General features: G+C 71.3%; 18 protein-coding genes. 10 read left to right on the top strand and 8 right to left on the bottom strand.

Annotation, left to right across the window (positions count from 1 at the left end; translation table 11 throughout):
- Positions 1 to 22 precede the first annotated feature (22 nt).
- The 4 genes from BFN33_RS29670 to BFN33_RS29655 form a co-directional block, all read right to left on the bottom strand.
- Entirely contained in the window at positions 23 to 637 is a 615-nt protein-coding gene (locus BFN33_RS29670) for a DUF4126 domain-containing protein (RefSeq protein WP_069763209.1), read from the bottom strand.
- A gap of 384 nt (positions 638 to 1,021) precedes the next feature.
- Complete coding sequence (locus tag BFN33_RS29665) at positions 1,022 to 1,654, bottom strand: TetR/AcrR family transcriptional regulator (RefSeq protein ID WP_069763208.1); 633 nt, start codon at positions 1,652 to 1,654, stop codon at positions 1,022 to 1,024.
- Between the two features lie 47 nt (positions 1,655 to 1,701).
- Positions 1,702 to 3,786: a YhgE/Pip domain-containing protein gene (locus tag BFN33_RS29660; RefSeq protein WP_069763207.1), complete on the bottom strand. Its 2,085-nt coding sequence runs from the start codon at positions 3,784 to 3,786 to the stop codon at positions 1,702 to 1,704.
- On the bottom strand, positions 3,758 to 4,516 hold the full coding sequence (locus BFN33_RS29655) for an ATP-binding cassette domain-containing protein (protein ID WP_088245414.1): 759 nt from the start codon (positions 4,514 to 4,516) through the stop codon (positions 3,758 to 3,760). The genes BFN33_RS29660 and BFN33_RS29655 overlap by 29 nt, the downstream gene beginning before the upstream one ends.
- Before the next feature lie 180 nt (positions 4,517 to 4,696).
- On the opposite strand from BFN33_RS29655, the gene BFN33_RS29650 reads away from it, so the two are divergent.
- The 3 genes from BFN33_RS29650 to BFN33_RS29640 all read left to right on the top strand — a co-directional run bounded on the left by BFN33_RS29650 (position 4,697) and on the right by BFN33_RS29640 (position 7,198).
- Positions 4,697 to 5,272, top strand: coding sequence for an SAV_6107 family HEPN domain-containing protein (locus tag BFN33_RS29650; RefSeq protein WP_069763206.1), 576 nt, complete (start codon positions 4,697 to 4,699; stop codon positions 5,270 to 5,272).
- A 482-nt stretch (positions 5,273 to 5,754) separates the two neighbouring features.
- Positions 5,755 to 6,525, top strand: a complete 771-nt coding sequence (locus BFN33_RS29645) for a methyltransferase (protein WP_069763205.1) — start codon at positions 5,755 to 5,757, stop codon at positions 6,523 to 6,525.
- A 277-nt stretch (positions 6,526 to 6,802) separates the two neighbouring features.
- Positions 6,803 to 7,198 carry a DUF3040 domain-containing protein gene (locus tag BFN33_RS29640; protein WP_057618523.1) on the top strand — a complete coding sequence of 132 codons (396 nt, stop codon included), beginning with the start codon at positions 6,803 to 6,805 and terminating at the stop codon, positions 7,196 to 7,198.
- A 212-nt stretch (positions 7,199 to 7,410) separates the two neighbouring features.
- Here BFN33_RS29640 and BFN33_RS29635 read toward each other — a convergent pair whose 3' ends face one another.
- The 4 genes from BFN33_RS29635 to BFN33_RS29620 form a co-directional block, all read right to left on the bottom strand.
- The gene (locus BFN33_RS29635) at positions 7,411 to 9,822 is read right to left on the bottom strand and encodes a DUF3488 and transglutaminase-like domain-containing protein (protein WP_069763291.1); all 2,412 of its coding nucleotides are present in this window, start codon (positions 9,820 to 9,822) and stop codon (positions 7,411 to 7,413) included.
- Positions 9,819 to 11,189, bottom strand: coding sequence for a DUF58 domain-containing protein (locus tag BFN33_RS29630; RefSeq protein WP_088245413.1), 1,371 nt, complete (start codon positions 11,187 to 11,189; stop codon positions 9,819 to 9,821). Before BFN33_RS29630 ends, BFN33_RS29635 begins: the two co-directional genes overlap by 4 nt.
- Complete coding sequence (locus BFN33_RS29625) at positions 11,189 to 12,223, bottom strand: MoxR family ATPase (protein WP_069763203.1); 1,035 nt, start codon at positions 12,221 to 12,223, stop codon at positions 11,189 to 11,191. Before BFN33_RS29625 ends, BFN33_RS29630 begins: the two co-directional genes overlap by 1 nt.
- Before the next feature lie 238 nt (positions 12,224 to 12,461).
- Positions 12,462 to 13,067, bottom strand: coding sequence for a carbonic anhydrase (locus BFN33_RS29620; protein WP_079141064.1), 606 nt, complete (start codon positions 13,065 to 13,067; stop codon positions 12,462 to 12,464).
- A gap of 374 nt (positions 13,068 to 13,441) precedes the next feature.
- Here BFN33_RS29620 and rsmH point away from each other — a divergent pair, with 374 nt between their 5' ends.
- From rsmH to murD, 7 genes are all read left to right on the top strand, one after another.
- Complete coding sequence (gene rsmH, locus BFN33_RS29615; RefSeq protein WP_079141063.1) at positions 13,442 to 14,398, top strand: 16S rRNA (cytosine(1402)-N(4))-methyltransferase RsmH; 957 nt, start codon at positions 13,442 to 13,444, stop codon at positions 14,396 to 14,398.
- Positions 14,399 to 14,458: 60 nt separating this feature from the next.
- Complete coding sequence (locus BFN33_RS29610; RefSeq protein WP_069763200.1) at positions 14,459 to 15,001, top strand: hypothetical protein; 543 nt, start codon at positions 14,459 to 14,461, stop codon at positions 14,999 to 15,001.
- Positions 15,002 to 15,117: 116 nt separating this feature from the next.
- Positions 15,118 to 17,083 (top strand): penicillin-binding protein 2 (locus BFN33_RS29605; RefSeq protein ID WP_141758002.1); only part of this gene is annotated, 1,966 nt, incomplete at its 5' end.
- 189 nt (positions 17,084 to 17,272) lie between these two features.
- On the top strand, positions 17,273 to 18,793 hold the full coding sequence (locus BFN33_RS29600) for a UDP-N-acetylmuramoyl-L-alanyl-D-glutamate--2,6-diaminopimelate ligase (RefSeq protein ID WP_069763290.1): 1,521 nt from the start codon (positions 17,273 to 17,275) through the stop codon (positions 18,791 to 18,793).
- 4 nt (positions 18,794 to 18,797) lie between these two features.
- Positions 18,798 to 20,207, top strand: a complete 1,410-nt coding sequence (murF, locus tag BFN33_RS29595; RefSeq protein WP_069763198.1) for a UDP-N-acetylmuramoyl-tripeptide--D-alanyl-D-alanine ligase — start codon at positions 18,798 to 18,800, stop codon at positions 20,205 to 20,207.
- Positions 20,204 to 21,277, top strand: a complete 1,074-nt coding sequence (gene mraY / locus BFN33_RS29590; protein ID WP_059206038.1) for a phospho-N-acetylmuramoyl-pentapeptide-transferase — start codon at positions 20,204 to 20,206, stop codon at positions 21,275 to 21,277. The genes murF and mraY overlap by 4 nt, the downstream gene beginning before the upstream one ends.
- A complete protein-coding gene (gene murD / locus BFN33_RS29585) occupies positions 21,259 to 22,692 on the top strand; it encodes a UDP-N-acetylmuramoyl-L-alanine--D-glutamate ligase (protein ID WP_256122896.1) in 1,434 nt (477 codons plus the stop codon). Before mraY ends, murD begins: the two co-directional genes overlap by 19 nt.
- Positions 22,693 to 22,701: the final 9 nt, after the last annotated feature.

Here is a 22,701-nt window from a genome sequence, read left to right as displayed (position 1 = left end):
TGCTGCACACCGGGGCCGGCCGTCAGCCGGGCGGTCGGCCGATGGGTGCCGCGAGGCGTTTCTCCTCCCGGCGTCGGGCCCTGCGGCGTCGGAATCTCCGGATACGGGAGATCAGGAAGCAGAGCGTCAGCAGGCCGGCCAGCAGCAGTACGCCCGCGACGACCGCGGCCGCCTCTGGGTGGAACATCGCGAAGGCGACGATGCCGCCGACCCCGAGATCCTCGGCCAGGCTCAGGACCACGTTGCTGAAGGGCTCGGGCGAGGTGTTGACCGCCATGCGCGTGCCCGCCTTGACCGTGTGGCTGGCCAGGGCCGTCGAACCGCCGATCAGGCCGGCCGCCACATCGGAGAGCGAACCGCTCTGACCCGCGAGCAGCGCGCCGACCCAGGCGCCGGCCACGGGACGGATCACCGTGTGGACCGAGTCCCAGGCCGAGTCGACGTACGGGATCTTGTCGGCCACCGCCTCGCACAGGAACAGCACACCGGCCGCGACGAGCACCTCAGGGCGCTGCAGGGTCTCGGGGACGTCGTCGCTCAGCCCCGTCGCACCGAACACGCCGAGCAGCAGCACCACCGCGTAGGCGTTGACGCCGCTGGCCCAGCCGCTGGTGAACACCAGAGGGAGTACGGACACGGACGCGATGGTAACCAGCCGGCCGCGGGCCGGTCTGGGGGTGAGTGCGCAGAACTGAGTATCCGTACCTAGGGGATGAGATGAGTACGCGCGCGGATGGGCTCCGACCTGCTCGGACGAGAGAGTGGAGCCACGGCGAAGGGGAACGGCTCCGGCACCGGCGACACGGGGCGCCGGAACGGAGCCGCCCCGGATCCGCTCCTTCCGCCGGCCGAGGTCGGCGGGAGCGAGGCACGGGGGAACCCGGGAAAGCGGGGGAACGACCGAACGGGGGCCCAACGGGGGTACGGGGGAAATCGGGGGAGCAAGGGAAGGCGCCGGTTCGAGGTGGCCCGCGGGGGACGCGGCCACACCGGACCGGCGCTTTCGCATGTCAGCCCCGGGTCATCCCCGGCGCCCGCTCACCCGCCCCTGCAACAGCCGCGACAGCGCCGCGTGCACGTCGTCCAGAGAGCGCTCGGGCTGGAAGGACTGCCAGTCCAGGGCGGCCACCAGGACCATGCCGACCAGTGCGGAGGCGCTCAGCGGTACGTCGATCTCGTCGCTGAACTCGCCGTTCTCCACGCCCTCGCGCAGGACGTCCTCCACGACCGCCACGGCCTGCTGACGGACCACCATGAGCGTGGACTGCCAGGCCCTGTTGGTGCGCCACAGCTCGGCCACGTACAGCTGTGTGAAGGCCGGGTAGCGGTCGATGAAGACGAGACCGGCCCGGATCATCGCGTCCAGGGCGTCCACCTTGCCGCCACCCGCGCGTGCCGTCGATTCCGCCGCCTCCCGCAAAGAGGCGGTGAGCAGGCCCACGCCGTGCCGCAGCAGTTCCTCGAACAAAACGGACTTGCTCGCGAAGTTGTAGTAGACCGTGCCCTTCGCGACTCCGGCCCGCTCGGCGATCTCGTCGACCGTGGTGGCGGAGAAGCCCTGCTCGGCGATGAGCGTGACGGCCGCCTCGTAGAGCTTCTGCCGGGTGGCCTCGCGGCGTGTGCTGACGCCCGCCGTGGCGCTGCTGCTTTCCATGCTCCTGATTCTCACAGGTGAGGCCGCTTTTGAGGTCGCGGAAGAGCTCACAGGGTCAGCTCCGGGTGCAACCGGTCCAGCGTCCACACCTGCCGGCGGCGGGCCGACAGGGCGGTCAGTGCGAGGGCGCCGGCGGTGAAGGCGAGGAGCACCACGCACGCGTGCCACACCGGAGTGAGACCGCCGCCCGTGATGAGCCTCCTGAGGGCCTCCACGACGTAGCTCATCGGCAGGAAGGGGTGGATGGTGTTGAAGAAGCCCGGGCTGGTCTGGACGGGGTAGGTGCCGCCCGCGGACGTCAGCTGGAGCATCAGGAGCGCCAGGACGAGGATCCGGCCCGCCGCTCCGAAGCGTGCGTTCAGCCATTGGACGATCGCCGCGAAGCAGGCCGTCACCAGGAAGAGGAAGCCCACGGTCCCGGCCGCCCGCGCCATCTGCAGGCCGATCGCCCAGTGCAGCACCGACATCAGGGCCACGGTCTGCAGCACTCCGATCGCCACCACGGGCAGCCACCCGGCCAGCGCGATCCGCCAGGCCGCGGCACCGGCGGCGAGCGCACGCCGGTTCAGCGGTGTGATCAGCATGTACGCCACCATCGCGCCCACCCACAGGGACAGCGGGATGAAGTACGGGGCGAACCCGGTGCCGTAGTTCGGCGCCTTGTGCAGGTCCCTGGAGACCAGTTGGACCGGATCCGCCATCACGTCGGTGCGCTTGTCACGGTCCTTCTTGTCGTAGTCGGGAATCTGCGAGGCGCCGTCGTGCAGCCCGTTGGAGAGCTTCTCGGAGCCGTCGGCGAGCTTGTACATGCCGCCGCTCAGGTCGTCGGCCCCGGTGCTGAGCCGGCCGAGGCCCTCGTCCAGGTCCTGTGCGCCGGTCCGCGCGGTGCCCAGGCCGGAGTGGAGCGTCCTGGCGCCGACGGCGACCTTGCCCGCGCCCTGGTTCAGCTTGTTGATCTTCGCTACGGCGTCGTCCAGGTCCTCGGAGAGACGGGGCGCCCGGTCGGCGAGCGCCCGGGCCTGCTGCTGCAGTGTGGCGAGCCGGCTGTCGAGCTTCTTCAGATCGCCGTTCTGGTCGGCGACAAGAGCGTTGACGTCGTCGGCCACCTTCGCCACGTCGGCGGCGGCCTGCTCGGCCTTCTTCAGGTCGGCGCAGGCGGGGTCCGGCAGCACGGGGTCCGTGCAGCGCGCCTTATAGACGGCGTTCAGGGTGGCGGCCGCCTTATGTGCGCCCTCGGCGGCCGCCGGGGCGGTCCTCACCAGGGTGCCGAGGTTGTGGCGGACGGCCCCGGCCGAGTCGGCGACGAGCCGGGCGGTGTCGCCGATGGTCTTCTGGTTGCCTTCGAGGAAGGGGCCCAGCTTGTCCGCGACCCCGTTGACCTTGTCGGCGAGGCTCTGGGTCCCGTCGGCCACCTGCTGTGCGCCGTCAGCGAGATCACCCGAGCCGGTGTCGAGCTTCGCCAGACCGGCGGAGAGCTTCCCGGTGCCCGCCTCGGCGTCCTTCAGGCCCGTGGCGAGATCCTCGGATCCCTTCTCGGCCTTGCCGATGCCGCCTTCCAGGTCGTCGGCCCCGTCGGCGGCCTTCACGGTGGCGCCGTGGATGTCGGAGAAGGAGATGAAGATCCGGTCCAGGAAGGACCGCGAGGCCTTCGTGGACGCGGCCCGGCGCACCTCGGCGAAGACCGTCCGCGAGATCTGCCCGACGATGTAGTTGTTCGAGTCGTTCGTACGGACCTGGAGGGCGCCGGTCTCGGGGGAGTCACCGGCACTGGAGGCGATCCGCCCGCTGAAGTCGGCCGGCATGGTCAGCGACAGGTAGTACGTGCCGTTCTCGACACCCTTGCGTGCCTCGGCGGCGCTCACCTGGTGCCAGTCGAAGGTGTCGCTCTCGCGCAACCCCTTGGTGAGGTCGTCTCCGGCGGTCAGCTTTCTGCCGTCGGCGGTGGCACCCCTGTCGTCGTTCACGAGGGCGACGGGGATTCGGTCCAGGCGGCCGTACGGGTCCCAGAAGGACCACAGATACAGGGCGCCGTACAGCAGCGGCAGCACGAGCAGTGCCACCAGAGCGGCGCGCGGCAGTTTCCCCCTGCCGAAGCGGCGCAGCTCAAGCGCGGCCAGTCTCGGCGAGCGCATCGGCCGTCTCCTTCCGGGTTCGGGTGTCCTCTTGCGGCTCGGATCGCGTGGACACCGTCACGGCGTCCTCCGGGGCCTCACTGCACACCGCCACGACCGTCGTCCCGGCCGCGGCGAGGGACCTCAGCAGCGCCCAGGCCTCGGTCCGCTCGGCGTCCGACAACTTCAGGTCCAGGTCGTCGACGGCGAGCAGTCGCGGGCGGCCGATCAGGGCGAGGGCGATGGACAGCCGCAGGGCCTCCAGGCGTTCCAGATCGCGTACGGCCGTCCGCGCGCCCTTGGGCAGCGCTTCCCGGTCGAGCCCGGCGGCCGTCAGCGCGGTGTCGATCCTCAGCTTCGTCTCGGACCTGCGCTCCTCACGCGGCCGCAGCAGCGCGCGCACCGAATCGCCGAACCGGTGCTGCAGCAGCGCCCGTTCACGCAAGTGCTCCGCCACGGTCAGGGCCGGGTCGAGGTCGGTAACCCCTGCGACGTTCGCCGGCGCGCTGAACCGGCGCACCGCCGCCAACTGCTTCGGCAGCCGCGCCCCGCCCACGGTCGCCGTCCCCTCGGTGGCCTTCATCCGCCCGGTGAGTGCGAGCAGCAGGCTCGTACGACCGGAACCCGAGGGCCCCTCCACGGCGATCAACGCGCCGGGCTCCGCGGCGAGGTCGACCCCGCGGAACGCCCAGCCGCGAGGCCCCTCGAGCCCGAAGCCTTCGGCCGTGACAGCGATTCCGTCCACGGCCACCCCCTGATCTTCTTGAATCCGGAACTTTTTGAACTGACTGGTCAGTGCAAAAACTAACCCGAACCTTCGATCGAAGCAAAAGCCCAGGTCAGAACGGATTGTCAGTGGCATACCTCACGATGGGCACATACGGCACTCCGTAGCGGGAGGTGCCGGCAACCAGACGACAGGAGGTTCGTCATGGCCAGCTACCACGCAGCCGCCGCCCGTCGGCGCCGCGCCACCGGCCCTGCCCCCTCACTGACCGGCCCGGCGAGCGACGTGCACCCCGTGCTGCGCCGGACGACGGCCCCGCCCGCCGCCCTCGACCTGCTGGCCCAGGCCCGCGCCGGCCTCGACGAGGCCTCGGCGCTGGAGACGTCGAACGAGCGCTATGCGACGGCGCATCTCGCCGCCCTGCGCACCGCGGCCGCCGTGCTCGCCGCGCGGGGGCGTCCGGAGCCCACGCCCCGACGCCGGGCCAAGATCCGGAGCGCCTGGGAAGTGCTCCCCGAGATAGCGCCCGAGCTCACGGAGTGGAGCGCGCTGTTCGCCTCCGGGGCCCGGCGCCGCGCCCGGGCCGAGGCGGGCATCCAGGGCGCGGCCAGCCGCCGGGACGCGGACGACCTCATACGCGACGTGGCGATGTTCCTGCGCCTCGTCGAGCGGATGCTGGTGCTCCAGCCGGTCCTGCCCCAACCCCGCCAGGACGCGGACCAGCCCGAGGCAGGCGGCGCAGAGACCGACCGCGGCCGCGACTTTCCGGACACGGGCTGAGCGTGGCACGCTCCCGGGACTCGTACCACAGGGGGCGGTCCAGAGACCGGCTCGCCGACGGCGGCCCGGATGGACGCGGGGGTACGTTTCGCGAGGCAGGCCCGCAACCCCATGCGGTGCCCCGTCAAACCGGTGGGCGCCGCGCCTCCACGCCTCGACCCGGCGCGGCTCGCAGAGCACCGCCCGTGGACCGTCCCGCCGGGCCTCAGGCGCCGCCTTACCGGCCCGGAGCGAACCGCAGAGCGCCGCCCCGCCCAGCCTCTTCTCGCAGCGCCCCGTGCCCCACCCGGCCGCCTACGGTTCCCACCGTCTCACCGGGCGGGACGTACCCCTGGCGCCCGGCACCGCGATGCCGGGCGCGGTGCCGGAGGCAATAGGGTGGGGAGCGCCTGAAAGCCTTCCCCGTCCACGCCCCCGGCCGGGAAGGCGCCCCGATCGCTCCGCCGTGCAACGGGCGGTGCCGCGCCGAGGAGTCAACTGCCGTGTCGGACCCGATGCGACCCCGCGCCTCTCTCCGTACCGCCGTGGTCTGGGAGGTACTCCAGGACGCCCTCGACCGCCGGGTCAAGGCCACGGGACGCCAGGCACTGGACGTCCTCGACACCGGAGGCGGCAGCGGCAACTTCGCCGTGCCCGTCGCCCGCCTCGGCCACCAGGTCACCGTCGTCGACCCCAGCCCGAACGCGCTGTTCGCCCTGGAGCGCCGCGCGGCCGAGGCCGGAGTCGCCGACCGGGTGCGAGGTGTTCAGGGCGACGCCCACGGCCTCTTTGACGTGGCCGAGCGCGGCGGCTACGACGTGGTGCTGTGCCACGGCGTCCTGGAGTACGTGGACGACCCGGCCGAGGGCGTGCGCAACGTCGTGGCCGCCCTGCGCCCCGAGGGCGTGCTCAGCCTGCTCGCCGCCGGTCTCGGCGGCGCCGTGCTCGCCCGGGCTCTGGCAGGCCACTTCAAGGAGGCCAGGCAGGCGCTCGACGACCCGGACGGCCGCTGGGGCGACGGCGACCCCGTACCGCGCCGCTTCACCGCCGAACAGCTCACCGCGCTCGTCGAGGGCGCGGGCCTCACCGTGGGCGCCGTACACGGTGTGCGGGTCTTCGCCGACCTCGTCCCCGGCGTGCTCGTGGACACCGAGCCCGGCGCCCTGGAAGCCCTGCTGAAGCTGGAGGAGGCGGCGGCCGAGCTCCCCGCCTTCCACTCCGTGGCCACCCAGCTCCATGTGCTCGGCGAGACCCGGGAGGCGGCCGAGGCCTGAGCCGCCCCCTGTGCCGGAGTGCTGATCAGGTACTTGATGGCACATGGAGTACGCCACAGGCCCCCCGATCGCGCGCGCAGCGCCGTATGATCGAGGGAGACCGCCCGGCATGACGGGACGGCCGCTGGGGAATGACAAGATTCAGCAGCCGGAGCGTTCATGGCGGAATCCGGTTGGCCAATTGGCGCAGAGGGGCGGGTTTCACGGGGGCGATTCCCTGCCTATCCTGAAGGGACCCCCCGAGTCGCCCCGGCGACTGCACGATGAGGAGGACTCCGTGCCGCTCTCGGAGCACGAGCAGCGCATGCTCGAGCAGATGGAGCGAGCGCTGTACGCCGAAGATCCCAAGTTCGCGTCGGCGCTCGAGGGAAGCGGGCTGCGTACGTACACCCGGCGGCGGGTCTACCAGGCAGTTGCCGGCTTCCTCGTAGGTATCGCGCTCCTCATGGCCGGTATGGTCGCCAAGCAGGTGTGGCTCAGTGTGGTGGGCTTCCTCGTCATGCTGGGTTGCGCGGTGCTCGCCGTGACCGGCTGGCGCAAGGCCCCCAAGCCGGGCGAGCAGCCTGCCGCGGGCGCCCCACATGCCCGTCGCCAGGGACGCCAGAAGCGCTCGATGATGGATCGGATCGAGCAGCGCTGGCAGCGGCGACGAGACGAGCAGGGCGGTCAGTAGCCGGCCCGCCGAGCAGCTCCCACAGATGTCGTGAGGGGGTGAGCACCCAGCCGGGTGCTCACCCCCTCACACATGTCCTCGAGCTCGCGTAGTCCTCAGGACGTGACCTCCACCCGTCTCTCCGCAGGACACTCTCACCCCTCGCAACACGGTGGCCCGGGCCTTTGAAGGCCCGGGCCACCGTCGTGCCGCCGTCTGCGGACGGCGGTTTTTCAGCCTTGCTGACCGAACGGTTTGCGCAGGGTCGGCCGGATCGCCGCCGCACGTGCCTTGACCCCGGCCCACCACTCCGACGCCGCCCACAGCACCCGTGCGGTGGAACGCGGGGCGATCAGCGCGCGCGCCCGCGTGACCCGGCCGACCGAGCCGCGCAGTCCGCCGATCACCCGGTAGACGTCCTGGGCGAGGCCGGCCGTCGGCCGGGGGCGCGGGGCGTAGAGCACCTGCTCCACGGCGTCCGCCACCCGGTGCACCGAGGCCGCGGCCGTCGGATCGAGATGCCCGAGCCGTACGATCCGCGCCGCCGCCTTGCGCGGCGTCTGCGAGTCGTCCGGCAGGATCCCGAAGTCCCACGCCGTGTCGGTCAGCTCCTGCCAGGCCGCCAGGGCGTGCGCGGCGGCATCCGCGTCACTGCGGCCGTGCCCGCCCAGACGTACCGACCGGGTGCGCAGCCGCCCCAGCATCGGCGCCAGGGGGATCAACAGCACGAGCAGTCCCACGGACACCCAGAACAGCAGCTTCAGGTACCACCACTGGCCCTGGACGGCCCACCAGGGGCCGCCACCGTCCCCGGCCGCCGCGGCCGCGGGCGACGCGCTGTCGCACGCCTCCAGCTTGCGCAGCTGGGCGGAGCAGCTCTCGCTCGCCGAGGGGGAGGCCGACGGCTCCGTGGACGAACCCGCGGACGGCCGGGGCACGTCGGGGGTCAGACTGCCGGTGGCGTCCGGGACGGTGTACGAGGGCACCGTGCCCCGGGTCGGGGTGGGCTCGAAGCGGGTCCAGCCCACCCCCTCGAAGTACAGCTCGGGCCAGGCGTGGGCGTCCTTGAGCCCCACCGAGATCGAGCCGTCCGCCTGCGGGGTGCCGGGCGCGAAGCCCACCGCGACCCGGGCCGGAATGCCCAGGGAGCGGGCCATCGCCGCCATGGCGAAGGAGAAGTGCACGCAGAAGCCCTGCTTGTCCCGCAGGAAGTTGGCGATCGCGTTGGGCCCGTCGCCGACCTCCACCTTGGTGTCGTACTCGAAGCCGCCGTTCACCGCGAAGTAGTCCTGGAGCGCGACCGCCTGCTCATAGGGGTTCTTCGCGCCCGCGGTGACCTCGCGGGCGGTCTTGGCGACCACCGACGGCACCGAGTCGGGCAGCTTGGTGTAGTCGCGCTCGATGGCCGCGGGCGCGGTCGGCGCCGACGCGAGCTGCTCGGCCGTCGGCTGCACATCCAGGCTCTTCACCTGGTACGTCAGCCCGCGCGTGTTCTGCCCGTGGTCGCCGACGAGCGCCATCCCCTCGGGCTCGTAGCGCCAGCTGCCCTTGATCTTCACGCCGCTCGGCGGGTACGGCATCGGCAGGTAGTCCTGCGCGTACCAGTTCGCCGCCGCGATGGTCGTGTCCACCTCCGCGCGTCTGACGTCGCCGCCGAGGCCGACCGGGGTGGGGAAGTCGTCCGGTACGGCCTTGATGGGCCGCTTGGACGGCTTCCAGGTCCGGCCGTCGAATTCGTCCAGGGAGACGATCCGCAGGTACAGGTTGGAGACGTCGGTGCTGTTCCCGGTCCGCACGGACAGGACCTGGCGGTCCTCGTCCACGTTCAGGCTGTCGCGCAGGGTGAGCAGCGGGTTCACGGCGGAGATCGTGCCGCCGTTGCCGTTTCCGGCGCCCACGCCCGCCCCGGTGGTGTCCAGGAGCCCGCCGTTCATCGTGGGCAGGACGGCCGACACCGCGAGGGCGACGCCGAGGCTCGCCACGCCGATCCGCCGGCCGGTGCGCACCGGCGCCACCGGCCCGGGGTCGGCGCCCGGGCCGCGCGCGGCCCCGCCGAAGACACGGCCCCACTGCGAGAGCCGCTCGCGCCCCTCGGCCAGCAGCAACAGCAGATAGCCGGTCGCCGCGAGCAGGAACCAGAACCAGTCGCCGTGTCCTTCGGACAGCCCCGCGGCGACGGAGTACAGCGCGAGCAGCGGCAGACCCGCCGGGGCCGCGCTGCGGAAGGTCACCGCGAGGGTGTCCACCACGAGTCCGATGATCAGGACTCCGCCGAAGACCATCAGCTTGATGCCGTCGGAGTCCAGCGGCGCCGGGATCGCGTAGCGCGCGATGTCGTCGCCACCCTGCTGGAGCAGGTCCCCGAAGTGCACGAAAGCGCCCGGGCCGGGGATCAGCCCGAAGAGGGCCTGGTCCCGGGCGAAGATCAGGGTCAGCATGACCAGCGTGACGAGGGTCTGGGCCGCCACCGTCAGAGGACGGGCCAGCGGGATCCGCCGGGTCGCCGCGCCCACGACCGTCTGCACCCCGAGCAGGAAGGCCGCCTGCACGATCCAGGTGACCGGCTCGACCAGCGGCAGCAGGGCGCACGCGGCCATCAGCGTGGCCGCCCACGCGCACAGCGCCAGTCGTCCCCGCCCGCTCAGCATGGTCCCTCCCCGGCGCCGGCCACGCCGACGCCCGTGCGCTCGCGGTCCGCGAGGCGCCACAGCTCCTCCAGCGAGGAGCCGCGCGGCACACCCAGTGCCGTCCAGCCCGCCTCGCGCAGCATCCGCAGCCGTTCGTCGCGCTCCTGCAACGCCCCGGGCACGTCGGTCGGTTCCCGCACCCAGCTCTCGCTGTCGAGCACGAAGGCGAGCGCGCCCCCGCTGCGCTGCCGCATCTTGGCGACCACGGTGGCCTGCTCCTCGTCGAGATCGCCGAAGAAGGCCACCAGCAGTCCTTCGTTCCCCCTGCGCAGCACGTCGTACGCGCGCGACAGGCCGGTGTCGTCGGAGTGGTCGATCACCGCGAGCGTGTCCATCATCAGCCCGGCCGCGTCCGCCGTCCCCTGACTGGCGCCCGCGAAGCCGTCGGCGCCCTCGCCGGGCACGGAGTTGCCGGTGTCCGTCAACAGCCGTACGGAAAAGCCGCGTTCGAGCATGTGGACCAGGACGGAGGCGGCCCCCGAGACGGCCCACTCGAAGGCCGAGTCCGGGCCCGCACCCGCGTAGGCGAGGCCCCGGGTGTCCAGGAGCACCGTGCAGCGGGCGCGCTGGGGCTGTTCCTCGCGGCGCACCATCAGCTCGCCGTAGCGGGCGGTGGAACGCCAGTGCACCCGGCGCAGGTCGTCGCCGTAGCGGTAGCCGCGCGGGATGGCGTCGTCCTCGCCGGCCAGGGCGAGCGAGCGTTGCCGCCCGTCGCCGTACCCCTTCGCCTCGCCGTTCAGCCGCACCGGCGGCAGCGCCTCCACGCGCGGGATCACCGTCAGGGTGTCGTACGTCGAGAAGGCGCGGGTCAGTTCGCACATGCCGAACGGGTCGGTCAGGCGCAGCTGGAGCGGGCCGAGCGGGTAGCGGCCCCGCAGGTCGGAGCGGACCCGGTAGGACACCTCGCGGCGGCCGCCCGGCTCGACGCGGTCGAGCACGAAGCGGGGGCGCGGGCCGAGGACGTAGGGGACCCGGTCCTGGAGCATCAGCAGGCCGGTGGGCAGCCGCGAGACGTTGTCCATGCGCAGATGGACGCGGGCCTCGCTGCCGGCGGGCACGCGCGCGGGGGAGAGCCTTCGGCTGCCCGCGACCCGGTAGCGGGTGCGGTAGAGCACGGTGGCGCAGATCAGGGGCAGCACGGCCAGCATCAGGCCGACCCGCAGCAGGTTGCTCTGACCGAGGACGCAGGCGCAGACGGCCGCGGCGATGCCGGCGGCGAAGAAGGAGCGGCCCCGGGTGGTCAGACCCGTCAGCGCGGTCCGCACCCCGCCCTTGTCGCCCCGGTCGGCCTCGGGGCCGTCGGCCGATGGCGCCCCGGTGGACATCACAGGCTCCGCGGCGGCTGCTGCGGGTACGCGGGTGCGGAGCGGCCGATCCCGAGGCCGCCCTGCTGGGGCGCGGCGGGAACCGGGGTGCGCTGGAGGATCTCCTGCACGACCTGCTCCGCGGTGCGCCGGTTCAGCTGCGCCTGGGCGGTGGGCAGCAGACGGTGGGCGAGGACGGCCACGGCGAGTGCCTGGATGTCGTCCGGCAGCGCGAACTCCCGGCCGCTGAGGGCGGCGGAGGCCTTGGCGGCGCGCAGCAGGTGCAGCGTCGCGCGCGGGGACGCGCCGAGTCTGAGGTCGGGGTGGGTGCGGGTCGCGGAGACCAGGTCTACGGCGTACCGCCGGACCGTTTCGGCGACGTGGACGCCGCGGACGGCCTCGACCAGCTTCACGATGTCGTGTGCGTGCGCCACCGGCTGGAGGTCGTCCAGCGGGTTCACGCCGCCGTGGATGTCGAGCATCTGCAGCTCGGCGTCCGCGCTGGGGTAGCCGATGGAGACCCGGGCCATGAAACGGTCGCGCTGGGCCTCCGGCAGCGGATACGTGCCCTCCATCTCGACCGGGTTCTGCGTGGCCACCACCATGAAGGGACTGGGCAGCTCGTAGGTCTGCCCGTCGATGGTGACCTGGCGCTCCTCCATCGACTCCAGAAGCGCCGACTGGGTCTTCGGCGAGGCGCGGTTGATCTCGTCGCCGATGACTATCTGCGCGAAGATCGCACCCGGTTTGAACTCGAAGTCCCGGCGCTGCTGGTCCCAGATGGACACACCCGTGATGTCCGAGGGCAGCAGGTCGGGCGTGAACTGGATGCGGCGCACCGAGCAGTCGATGGACCGCGCCAGCGCCTTGGCCAGCATGGTCTTGCCGACGCCGGGGACATCCTCGATCAGAAGATGTCCCTCGGCGAGCAGCACGGTCAGCGAAAGCCGAACGACCTCGGGCTTCCCCTCGATCACGCCCTCCACCGAACTGCGTACCCGCTCCACGACGGCGGTCAGATCAGTGAGGCTCGCTCGATCGTCATAGGTGGTCACCCGGCCCTCCTCGGCCCGTACTTTCCGGGCCGACGCTCTGTGATGCGTAACCGGCCCACCCCGAATCACGGACACCACGCGTGAAAAGTTCCGCGTGACGCCACAACCGCATTCTTGCTGCCGTTACCGATTCGTGTCACTCGACTGTGGACAACTGGCTGCACTATGTCGGGTTTTACGACGTTATGGGCATCGTGAGGGCCGAAATCAACAGCGAAACGACAGCTACGGCGGCCGATTACGCGGGGTCGATCTCGCGCAGCAGGCCCGTCTTGACGTCGAAAACGAAGCCGCGCACGTCGTCGGTGTGCACCAGGAACGGCGAGGTGCGCACCCGCTGCATGGACTGGCGTACGTCCTGGTCGACGTCCCGGAAGGCCTCCACCGCCCACGCGGGACGCTGGCCCACCTCCATCTCCAGCTCGGTGCGGAAGTCCTCGGTGATCGCCTCCAGGCCGCAGCCCGTGTGGTGGATCAGGACGATGCTGCGGGTGCCGAGTTTGTGCTGGCTGATGGTGAGCGAGCGGATCACGTCGTCGGTGACCACGCCGCCGGCGTTGCGGATGGTGTGGCAGTCGCCGAGCTCCAGGCCGAGTGCGGCGTGCAGGTCGAGTCGGGCGTCCATGCAGGCCACGACGGCGACGTGCAGGACCGGGCGGGCGTCCATACCGGGGTCGGTGAAGGCGGCGGCGTACCGCTCGTTGGCGTCGACCAGGCGATCGGTCACACGGCCGCCGGGAGATATGGCGCCTTCGGTGGGAACGGATGCGGAAGTCGTCATAACCATGACGGTACTGGTCACCGCCGTCCCGGTCCTGCCGTGAGAAGGGAAAAAGAGCGTCATCACGTCCTCGGTGTGAGGTACCCCACAGGGTCCCAGGTGCACCCGAAAGGGTGTTTTCCGCCCTTTCGTGGCGTCGGGTCCGCGCCGAGGCGCGACGCGCAGGCCGGTTGATTGACCGCGAGAGGCCGTGGACTAAAGTGACGCGAAGCGGGAGGCGAGGCCTCCCTGCTGGACTTTCCCCGGAGACCCCGGCGATTTTCCGGAGATCTCCCCGCGTGCGCGGCGCGTACGTACGGCTCGGCCTCCTCCCGCTCCCGGTCGGCTGACGCTTCCGGCGCCGGCAGGCCTCCCCTTTCACCGGGGTCCACCGGCGAAGGGGAGGGAGGGCGGGGACCCGGCGGTGCGTACCCTCGCGCCGGACCTGAGAGGGCCCCTTGAGTCAGAGTCGACACGTCCCGGTGATGCTCCAGCGGTGCCTGGACCTGTTGGCCCCCGCTCTCGAGCGGCCCGGAGCGGTGGTCGTCGACTGCACGCTCGGCCTGGGCGGTCACAGCGAGGCGCTGCTCCAGCGGTTCCCCGAGGCCCGGCTCGTCGCCCTCGACCGCGACAAGGAGGCCCTGCGCCTGTCCGGCGAGCGGCTCGCGCCCTTCGGCGAGCGTGCCACCCTCGTCCACGCGGTCTACGACGAGCTCCCCGACGTCCTCGACAGGCTCGGCATCGCGCGCGTGCAGGGTGTCCTCTTCGACCTCGGTGTCTCCTCCATGCAACTCGACGAGGCCGACCGAGGCTTCGCCTACGCCCAGGACGCCCCCCTCGACATGCGCATGGACCAGACGACCGGTATGAGCGCCGCCGAGGTCCTCAACACCTACCCGCCGGGCGAACTCGTCCGGATCCTCAGGGCGTACGGCGAGGAGAAGCAGGCCAAGCGGATCGTGTCCGCGATCGTGCGCGAGCGGGAGAAGGAGCCCTTCTCCCACAGTGCCCGGCTCGTCGAGCTGATCAGAAACTCCCTGCCGCAGGCCGCCAAGCGCACTGGCGGCAACCCGGCCAAGCGCACCTTCCAGGCCCTGCGTATCGAGGTCAACGGCGAACTCTCCGTCCTGGAGCGGGCGATCCCGGCCGCGGTGGAGTCGCTCGCCGTGGGCGGCCGGATCGCCGTGCTGTCGTACCACTCGCTGGAGGACCGGCTGGTCAAGCAGGTCTTCGCGGCCGGCGCCGCCACCACCGCCCCGCCCGGACTGCCGGTCGTCCCCGAGCAGTACCAGCCCCGGCTCAAGCTGCTCACGCGCGGTGCCGAACTTCCCACCGAGGAAGAGATCGCCGAGAACCGGCGGGCCGCACCGGCGCGCTGCAGGGGCGCCGAGCGAATCAGGGAGTCCATCGAGTGAAGTGCGTGAGGCGCGTGAGCCGCGTCAGTGAGTTGGGAAACCGGACTCGCTGGAGGGTGAGTGAGTAGGAAACCCGAACTGAGGGGGAGGGCGGCCCGTCTCGCGCGTCTGTTCCCCGGCCCGACGGGCTCCGGACAGGCGGCCCGCGCCCCCTTCGTGCTCCTCGTGGTGCTCCTCCTCGGCGGCGGCCTCATCGGGCTGCTGGTGCTGAACTCCGCGATCAGCGAAGGGTCGTTCAAGCTCACCGACCTCCAGAAGGAGACCAAGAGCCTCACCGACGAGCAGCAGGGTCTCCAACGGGACATCGACGCCTACTCCGCGCCCGAGGCCCTGGTGCGCCGCGCCCGTGAACTCGGCATGGTGCCCGGCGGCGACCCGGCCTTCCTCGACCCCGACGGCACCGTCAAGGGCGTCCCGTCCCCCGCCTCCGACGCCGAACAGGCCTCCTGGCGGATGCCGCTCGTGCTCGCCCCCGAGGTGATCGACAGCGCGACCGTCCCGACGCCGGCGGCCGCCTCCACCCCGACGCAGACCGTCGTACCGGCGCCCGAGGCCGTGCCCTCGGTCGTCCCGCCCCCCACGACCCCGACCCCCGGCAGGTGACGGAAGTGTCCGACGATTTCGGCAGGCAACCGCCGCGCCGCCGCGTGCCAGGACCCGCGCGCCCCGAGCGCTCCGCCCGCCCCGTCGGCCGACCGCGCCCGGGCCCCGGATCCCGNTTGCGGCAGGCAACCGCCGCGCCGCCGCGTGCCAGGACCCGCGCGCCCCGAGCGCTCCGCCCGCCCCGTCGGCCGACCGCGCCCGGGCCCCGGATCCCGCCCCGCCCGCCGCCCCGCGGCGCCCCGCTCCGCGGCCCCCAAGACCATCCGCCTGGGCAGCCCCCGCCCCCGGCTGCGCCTGGTCGGCCTCGCGCTGACGCTGGTGCTGGCCGCCTTCGTCGTACGACTGCTCCAGGTGCAGGCCGTCGACGCGAGCACGTACGCCGCCAAGGCCCAGGAGAACCGGTATGTCGGCTACACGCTGGCCGCCGAGCGCGGCGGGATCACCGACCGCGACGGCGTGGCCCTCGCGACCAGCGAGGACGCGTACGACATCACGGCCGACCCCACGCTGTTCAGCCGCGAGGAGTTGAAGATCGACGACGGCCCCGAGCAGGCCGCCGCCCTGCTCGCCCCGATCCTGGGGCAGGAGCAGGAGACGATCGTCAAGAAGCTGCGGCCCAAGGACAGAACACTCCGCTACGCCCTGCTCGCCAACCGCCAGACCCCGCAGGTCTGGAAGCAGATCAAGGACCTGAAGACCGCGCTCGCCACCAAGAGCGAGACCGACCCGGGCACAGCCAACGTCCTCGCGGGCGTCCTGTCCGTGCCGACCACCAAGCGCGTGTACCCGAACGGCGATCTCGCCGCCGGGATACTGGGCTGGGTCAACGCCGACGGCAAGGGCGGCGGCGGTGTCGAGCAGCAGCTGAACTCCCTGCTGGCCGGCAAGGACGGCAAGATCCGCTACGCCCAGTCCGGCGGCCGCCAGGTGCCCACCGTGGGCTCCACCGAGACCCCCGCGGTGCCCGGCAGCGACGTCGAGCTCACCATCGACCGTGACATCCAGTGGGCCGCCCAGCAGGCCATCACCGAGCAGGTGAAGGAGTCCAAGGCGGACCGCGGGTACGTGATAGTGCAGGACACGCGGACCGGCCAGGTCCTCGCCATGGCCAACTCGCCCGGCTTCGACCCGAACGACCTGTCCAAGGCGAGCTCGGTGAACATGGGCAACGCCGCCCTCCAGGACGCCTACGAGCCCGGTTCCACCGCCAAGGTCATGTCCATGGCCGCCGTACTGGAACAGGGCGTCGCCACCCCGCTCACGCATGTGATCGTGCCCAACCGGCTGCACCGCGGTGACCGGCTCTTCAAGGACGACATCGACCACGCGACCTGGTACCTCACGCTCAACGGCGTGCTCGCCAAGTCCAGCAACATCGGCACCATCCTGGCGACCGGCCAGCTCGGCAAGACCCAGGCGCAGGCCAACCGGGTCCTCTACTCGTACCTGCACAAATTCGGGCTCGGCCGCTACTCCGGGCTCGACTTCCCCGGCGAGACCCCGGGCATCCTCGCCAAGCCCGCTGACTGGTCGACCTCGCAGCAGTACACGATTCCTTTCGGCCAAGGCGTGTCCCTCAACGCGATGCAGGCCGCGTCCGTCTACTCGACGATCGCCAACGGCGGTGTCCGCGTCGAACCGACCCTCGTGCGCGGCACGAAGGGACCCGACGGACGCTTCACACCCGCCGCGAAGCCCAAGGAGACAAGGGTCGTCAGCGCCAAGACGGCCAAGACGCTGGCCCGGATGCTGGAGTCGGTCGTGGACGACCAGGAGGGCACCGGCACCAAGGCCCGCATCCCGGGGTACCGGGTCGCGGGCAAGACGGGCACGGCCAACCGCGTGGATCCGGCCACCGGCAAGTACAAGGGCTACACCTCGTCGTTCGCCGGCTTCGCGCCCGCCGACAAGCCCCGGATCACCGTCTACTGCGCCATCCAGAACGCCACCAGCGGCAGTTACTTCGGCGGCCAGATCTGCGGGCCCGTCTACAAGCAGGTCATGGAGTTCGCCCTGAAGACCCTGCAGGTCCCGCCCACGGGGGCGAAGGCCGCGAAGCTGCCCGTCTCCTACACGCCCTGATCAGCATCACCTCCGCCTCATCAGCACCTCGGAAAGGCCACCAGGAACCACCTCGTGACGACGACCACCTCCGATTCCGGGAACCAGGGCGCCCGTCGCCCCTCGCTTCGCTCCGAGGCGGGTGTGCCCGGTACGCTCACCGCCGTGCCACACGCTGATCAGTCCCAAACCACCCAGAAGGGCGCACCCGTGACATATCCGGGACCGCCCCGGCCGGTCCGGGTCTCCGCAACACCCCTCGCGGAGCTCGCCGACCAGCTGGGTATCGAACAGCCGGAGAAGAGCGCGCAGGTCACGGGCATCACCCATGACTCGCGCGCCGTCCGCCCCGGCGACCTGTACGCCGCCCTCCCGGGCGCCCGCCTGCACGGCGCCGACTTCGCCACCCAGGCCGTCGGCCTCGGCGCGGTCGCGGTGCTGACCGACCCGGCAGGCGCCGAACGCGCCGCCGCGACCGGGCTCCCGGTGCTGGCCGTCGAGGACCCACGCGCGCAGATGGGCGAACTCGCGACCACGATCTACGGTCACCCCGGCCGGGACCTGCTCCAGATCGGCATCACCGGCACCTCCGGCAAGACCACCACGGCGTACCTCGTCGAGGGCGGTCTCAAGGGGGTCAAGTCCACCGGCCTGATCGGCACCGTCGAAATGCGCATCGGCGACGAGCGCATCAAGTCCGAGCGCACCACGCCCGAGGCCACCGACCTCCAGGCCCTGTTCGCGGTCATGCGCGAGCGCGGGGTCGAGGCCGTCGCCATGGAGGTCTCCAGCCACGCGCTGGTCCTCGGCCGGGTCGACGGCTGTGTCTTCGACATCGGCGTCTTCACCAACCTCAGTCCGGAGCACATGGAGTTCCACTCCGGCATGGAGGACTACTTCCAGGCCAAGGCGCAGCTGTTCACGCCGAAACGCAGCCGTCTCGGCGTGGTCAACCTCGACGACGAGTACGGACGCCGGCTCGTCAAGGAGGCCACGGTCCCGGTCGTCACCTTCTCCGCCGAGGGCCACCCCGACGCCGACTGGCGCGCCGCCGACGTCCAGGTCGGCCCGATGGACTCGACGTTCACCGTGATCGGCCCCAAGGACGAGCGGATCACCGCCAGGTCGCCGCTGCCGGGGCCCTTCAACGTGGCGAACACCCTCGCCGCGATCGCCGCCCTGGCCGCCGCGGGCCTCGACCCGCAGACCGCCGCCGACGGCGTCGCCGCGGTGCCGGGCGTACCGGGCCGCCTGGAGCGCGTGGACGCCGGACAGCCCTACCTCGCGGTCGTGGACTACGCCCACAAGACCGACGCCGTCGAGTCGGTACTCAAGGCGCTCCGCAAGGTCACCGAGGGCCGGCTGCACGTCGTGCTGGGCTGTGGAGGCGACCGCGACAGGACCAAGCGCGGCCCGATGGGCGCCGCCGTGGCCCGCCTCGCCGACACCGCCGTACTGACCTCCGACAACCCCCGCTCCGAGGACCCCCTCGCGATCCTTGCAACCATGCTCGAGGGCGCGGCGTCCGTGCCAGTACACGAGCGCGGCGAGGTTCAGGTCTTCGAGGACCGGGCGGCCGCGATCGCCGCAGCCGTCGCCCGCGCGCGGCCGGGCGACACCGTACTGGTCGCCGGGAAGGGCCACGAGCAGGGCCAGGACATCGCCGGGGTGGTCCGTCCCTTCGACGACCGCCAGGTGCTTCGAGAAGCCATCCAGAAGACCCAGGGATGAACTTGTGATCGCCCTCTCTCTCGCCGAGACCGCCTCAGTCGTCGGCGGGCAGACGCACGACATACCGGATCCGTCGGTGCTGGTGCACGGGCCCGTCGTCATCGACTCCCGGCAGGTGAAGGACGGCAGTCTGTTCGCCGCCTTCGTGGGGGAGCGCGTCGACGGCCACGACTACGCCGAACAAGCCGTCCGGGCCGGTGCGGTGGCCGTGCTGGCCCAGCGCCCCGTCGGCGTGCCCGCGATCGTCGTCGAGGACGTCCAGACGGCCCTCGGCGCCCTCGCGCGTCATGTCGTACGACGGCTCGGCGCGACCCTCGTCGCCCTCACCGGCTCCGCCGGCAAGACCAGCACCAAGGACCTGATCGCCCAGGTGCTCCAGCGCAAGGCGCCGACGGTGTTCACGCCGGGCTCGCTCAACAACGAGATCGGCCTGCCGCTCACCGCGCTCACCGCCACCGAGGAGACGAAGTTCCTCGTCCTGGAGATGGGCGCCCGCGGCATCGGCCACATCAGCTACCTCACGGATCTGACGCCCCCGAAGATCGGCCTGGTCCTGAACGTCGGCTCCGCCCACATCGGGGAGTTCGGCGGCCGCGAGCAGATCGCGCAGGCCAAGGGCGAACTCGTGGAAGCCCTGCCGTCGGCACAGGAGGGCGGCGCCGCGATTCTCAACGCCGACGATCCTCTCGTACGTGCCATGGCATCCCGTACGAAGGCGAAGGTGATCCTTTTCGGAGAGTCCGGCGAAGCGGACGTTCGCGCCGAGAACGTACGACTCACGGACAGCGGACAGCCTGCCTTCATGCTTCACACACCCTCCGGTGCAAGCGAAGTGACCATGCGCCTGTACGGTGAGCACCACGTGTCGAACGCGCTCGCCGCGGCCGCCGTCGCCCATGAGCTGGGCATGTCCGCAAGTGAGATCGCCACCGCGCTCTCCGAGGCGGGCTCCCTCTCCCGCTGGCGTATGGAGGTCACCGAGCGCCCGGACGGCGTGACCATCGTCAACGACGCCTACAACGCGAACCCCGAGTCCATGCGAGCCGCCTTGCGCGCGCTCGCGGCCATCGGCAAGGGGCGGCGGACCTGGGCGGTGCTCGGCAAGATGGCCGAGCTCGGGGACGAGGCGCTCGCCGAGCACGACGCGGTTGGACGGCTCGCCGTCCGGCTCAATGTCGGCAAGCTCGTCGCGGTCGGGGGCAGGGAAGCGTCCTGGCTGCAACTGGGCGCATATAACGAGGGTTCGTGGGGTGAGGAGTCGGTGCACGTGTCCGACGCACAGGCGGCGATCGACCTGCTGCGCAGTGAATTGCGCCCGGGAGACGTCGTCCTCGTGAAGGCGTCCCGTTCGGTCGGCCTGGAGAGCGTCGCCCAGGCGCTGCTCGACGCCGAGGGTGAGGTTGCCGCCCGATGATGAAGCAGATCCTGTTCTCAGGAGTCATCGGCCTCTTTCTGACCCTGCTCGGCACCCCGCTGCTGATCAAGCTGCTCGCGCGCAAGGGTTACGGCCAGTACATCCGGGACGACGGACCGCGCTCGCACGGCAGCAAGCGCGGTACGCCGACGATGGGCGGTATCGCCTTCATCTTCGCGACGGTCGCCGCCTACTTCCTGTCCAAGGTCATCACCGGCTACCCGCCGACCTACTCGGGCCTGCTGGTGCTCGGCCTGATGTGCGGCATGGGCCTGGTCGGTTTCCTCGACGACTACATCAAGATCGTCAAGCGGCGTTCGCTGGGCCTCAGGGCCAAGGCGAAGATGGCCGGCCAGCTGATCGTCGGCATCAGCTTCGCCGTGCTCGCGCTGATGTTCCCGGACGCCCGCGGCAACACCCCGGCCTCCACGAGGCTGTCGTTCATCACCGACTTCGGCTGGAAGATCGGCCCGATCCTGTTCGTGGTCTGGGCGCTGTTCATGATCCTCGCGATGTCGAACGGCGTGAACCTCACCGACGGTCTGGACGGCCTCGCCACCGGCGCCTCGGTCCTCGTCTTCGGCGCCTACACCTTCATCGGTGTCTGGCAGTTCCAGGAGTCCTGCGCCAACGCGGGCAGCCTGACCAACCCGAACGCCTGTTACGAGGTGCGCGATCCGCTCGACCTCGCGGTGATCGCCTCCGCGCTGATGGGCGCCTGCCTCGGCTTCCTGTGGTGGAACACCTCGCCGGCCAAGATCTTCATGGGTGACACCGGTTCGCTCGCCCTCGGCGGTGTCCTCACGGGCCTGGCGATCCTGTCCCGCACAGAACTCCTGGTCGCCATCATGGGCGGTCTGTTCGTCCTCATCACCATGTCGGTCGTCATTCAGGTCGGCTCTTTCCGGATGACGGGCAAGCGGGTCTTCCGAATGGCACCGCTCCAGCACCACTTCGAACTCAAGGGCTGGTCCGAAGTCCTCATCGTGGTCCGTTTCTGGATCATCCAGGGCATCTGTGTGATCGTCGGACTGGGCCTCTTCTACGCGGGATGGGCAGCGGAAAAGTGACCTCCTCGGAGCCGTTGGACTGGCAGGGCAAGCACGTCACCGTCGCCGGACTCGGTGTCTCCGGCATCCCGGCGGCCAAGGTGCTGCACGCGCGCGGGGCGCACGTCACGGTCGTCAACGACGGCGACGACGCACGCGCGCGTGAGCAGGCCGCCGAGTTGGAGGCGCTCGGCATCGCCGTCCGGCTCGGCGACGGCGCAACCCTGCCGGAAGGCACCGAACTCGTCGTCACCGCGCCCGGCTGGAAGCCGGACAAGCCGCTGTTCGCGGCGGCCCGAGAGGCCGGCCTGGAGATCTGGGGCGATGTCGAACTCGCCTGGCGGCTCAGGGGCCCCGACGCGGCTCCCTGGCTCGCGATCACCGGCACCAACGGCAAGACGACCACCACCCAGATGCTGGCGTCGATCCTGAAGGCCGCGGGGCTGCGCACCGCCGCCGTCGGCAACATCGGCGTCTCCCTGCTGGACGCCGTGCTCGGCGACGAGCAGTACGACGTCCTGGCCGTGGAGTTGTCGAGCTATCAGCTCCACTGGGCGCCCTCCCTGCGCGCCCACTCCGCCGCCGTGCTGAACCTGGCGCCGGACCACCTCGACTGGCACGGCTCCATGGAGGCGTACGCCGCCGACAAGGGCCGCATCTACGAGGGCAATCGGGTCGCCTGCGTCTACAACGTCGCCGACAAGGCCACCGAGGACCTGGTGCGCGAGGCGGACGTCGAAGAGGGCTGCCGGGCCGTCGGCTTCACCCTCGGCACCCCCGGACCGTCCCAACTCGGCGTCGTGGAGGGCATCCTGGTCGACCGCGCCTTCGTCGAGGACCGGCACAAGAACGCCCAGGAGCTCGCCGAGATCTCCGACGTCAACCCGCCCGCCCCGCACAACATCGCCAACGCCCTTGCGGCGGCGGCTCTCGCACGGGCATTCGGGGTGCCCGCAAGGGCCGTACGGGACGGGCTGCGGGACTTCACCCCGGACGCCCACCGCATCGCCCACGTGGCCGATGTGGACGCCGTCGCGTACGTCGACGACTCCAAGGCCACCAACACCCACGCGGCCGAAGCCTCGTTGGCGGCCTACGAGTCGATCGTGTGGATCGCGGGCGGGCTCGCCAAGGGCGCGACCTTCGACGAGCTGGTCGCCAAGTCGGCAAAGCGACTTCGCGGTGTCGTGCTGATCGGCCAGGACCGTGCCCTGATCCGTGAAGCCCTCGCGCGACACGCCCCGGAAGTACCCGTGGTGGACCTCGACCGGACCGACACTGGGGCGATGCTCGCGGCTGTCCAGGAGGCTTCGCGCCTCGCCGTCGCCGGTGACACGGTGCTGCTGGCCCCGGCCTGCGCCTCGATGGACATGTTCGCCAACTACAACAAGCGCGGTGACGCGTTCGCGGAGGCGGTTCGCGAACTCGGCTCCTGACCGACGTAG

Source organism: Streptomyces sp. LUP47B (assembly GCF_001746295.1).
Taxonomy (GTDB): Bacteria; Actinomycetota; Actinomycetes; order Streptomycetales; family Streptomycetaceae; genus Streptomyces.
The sequence above is the reverse complement of the archived record's forward strand: the minus strand, read 5'-3'. Positions and strand labels throughout refer to the sequence as shown.

Excerpts from the sequence above, each read along its gene's own strand:
- BFN33_RS29620 (WP_079141064.1), bottom strand. The coding sequence starts at position 13,067 with ATGACGCTCTTTTTCCCTTCTCACGGCAGGACCGGGACGGCGGTGACC.
- BFN33_RS29650 (WP_069763206.1), top strand. The coding sequence starts at position 4,697 with ATGGCCAGCTACCACGCAGCCGCCGCCCGTCGGCGCCGCGCCACCGGC.
- murD (WP_256122896.1), top strand. The coding sequence starts at position 21,259 with ATGGGCAGCGGAAAAGTGACCTCCTCGGAGCCGTTGGACTGGCAGGGC.
- BFN33_RS29665 (WP_069763208.1), bottom strand. The coding sequence starts at position 1,654 with ATGGAAAGCAGCAGCGCCACGGCGGGCGTCAGCACACGCCGCGAGGCC.
- BFN33_RS29630 (WP_088245413.1), bottom strand. The coding sequence starts at position 11,189 with ATGTCCACCGGGGCGCCATCGGCCGACGGCCCCGAGGCCGACCGGGGC.
- mraY (WP_059206038.1), top strand. The coding sequence starts at position 20,204 with ATGATGAAGCAGATCCTGTTCTCAGGAGTCATCGGCCTCTTTCTGACC.
- BFN33_RS29660 (WP_069763207.1), bottom strand. The coding sequence starts at position 3,786 with ATGCGCTCGCCGAGACTGGCCGCGCTTGAGCTGCGCCGCTTCGGCAGG.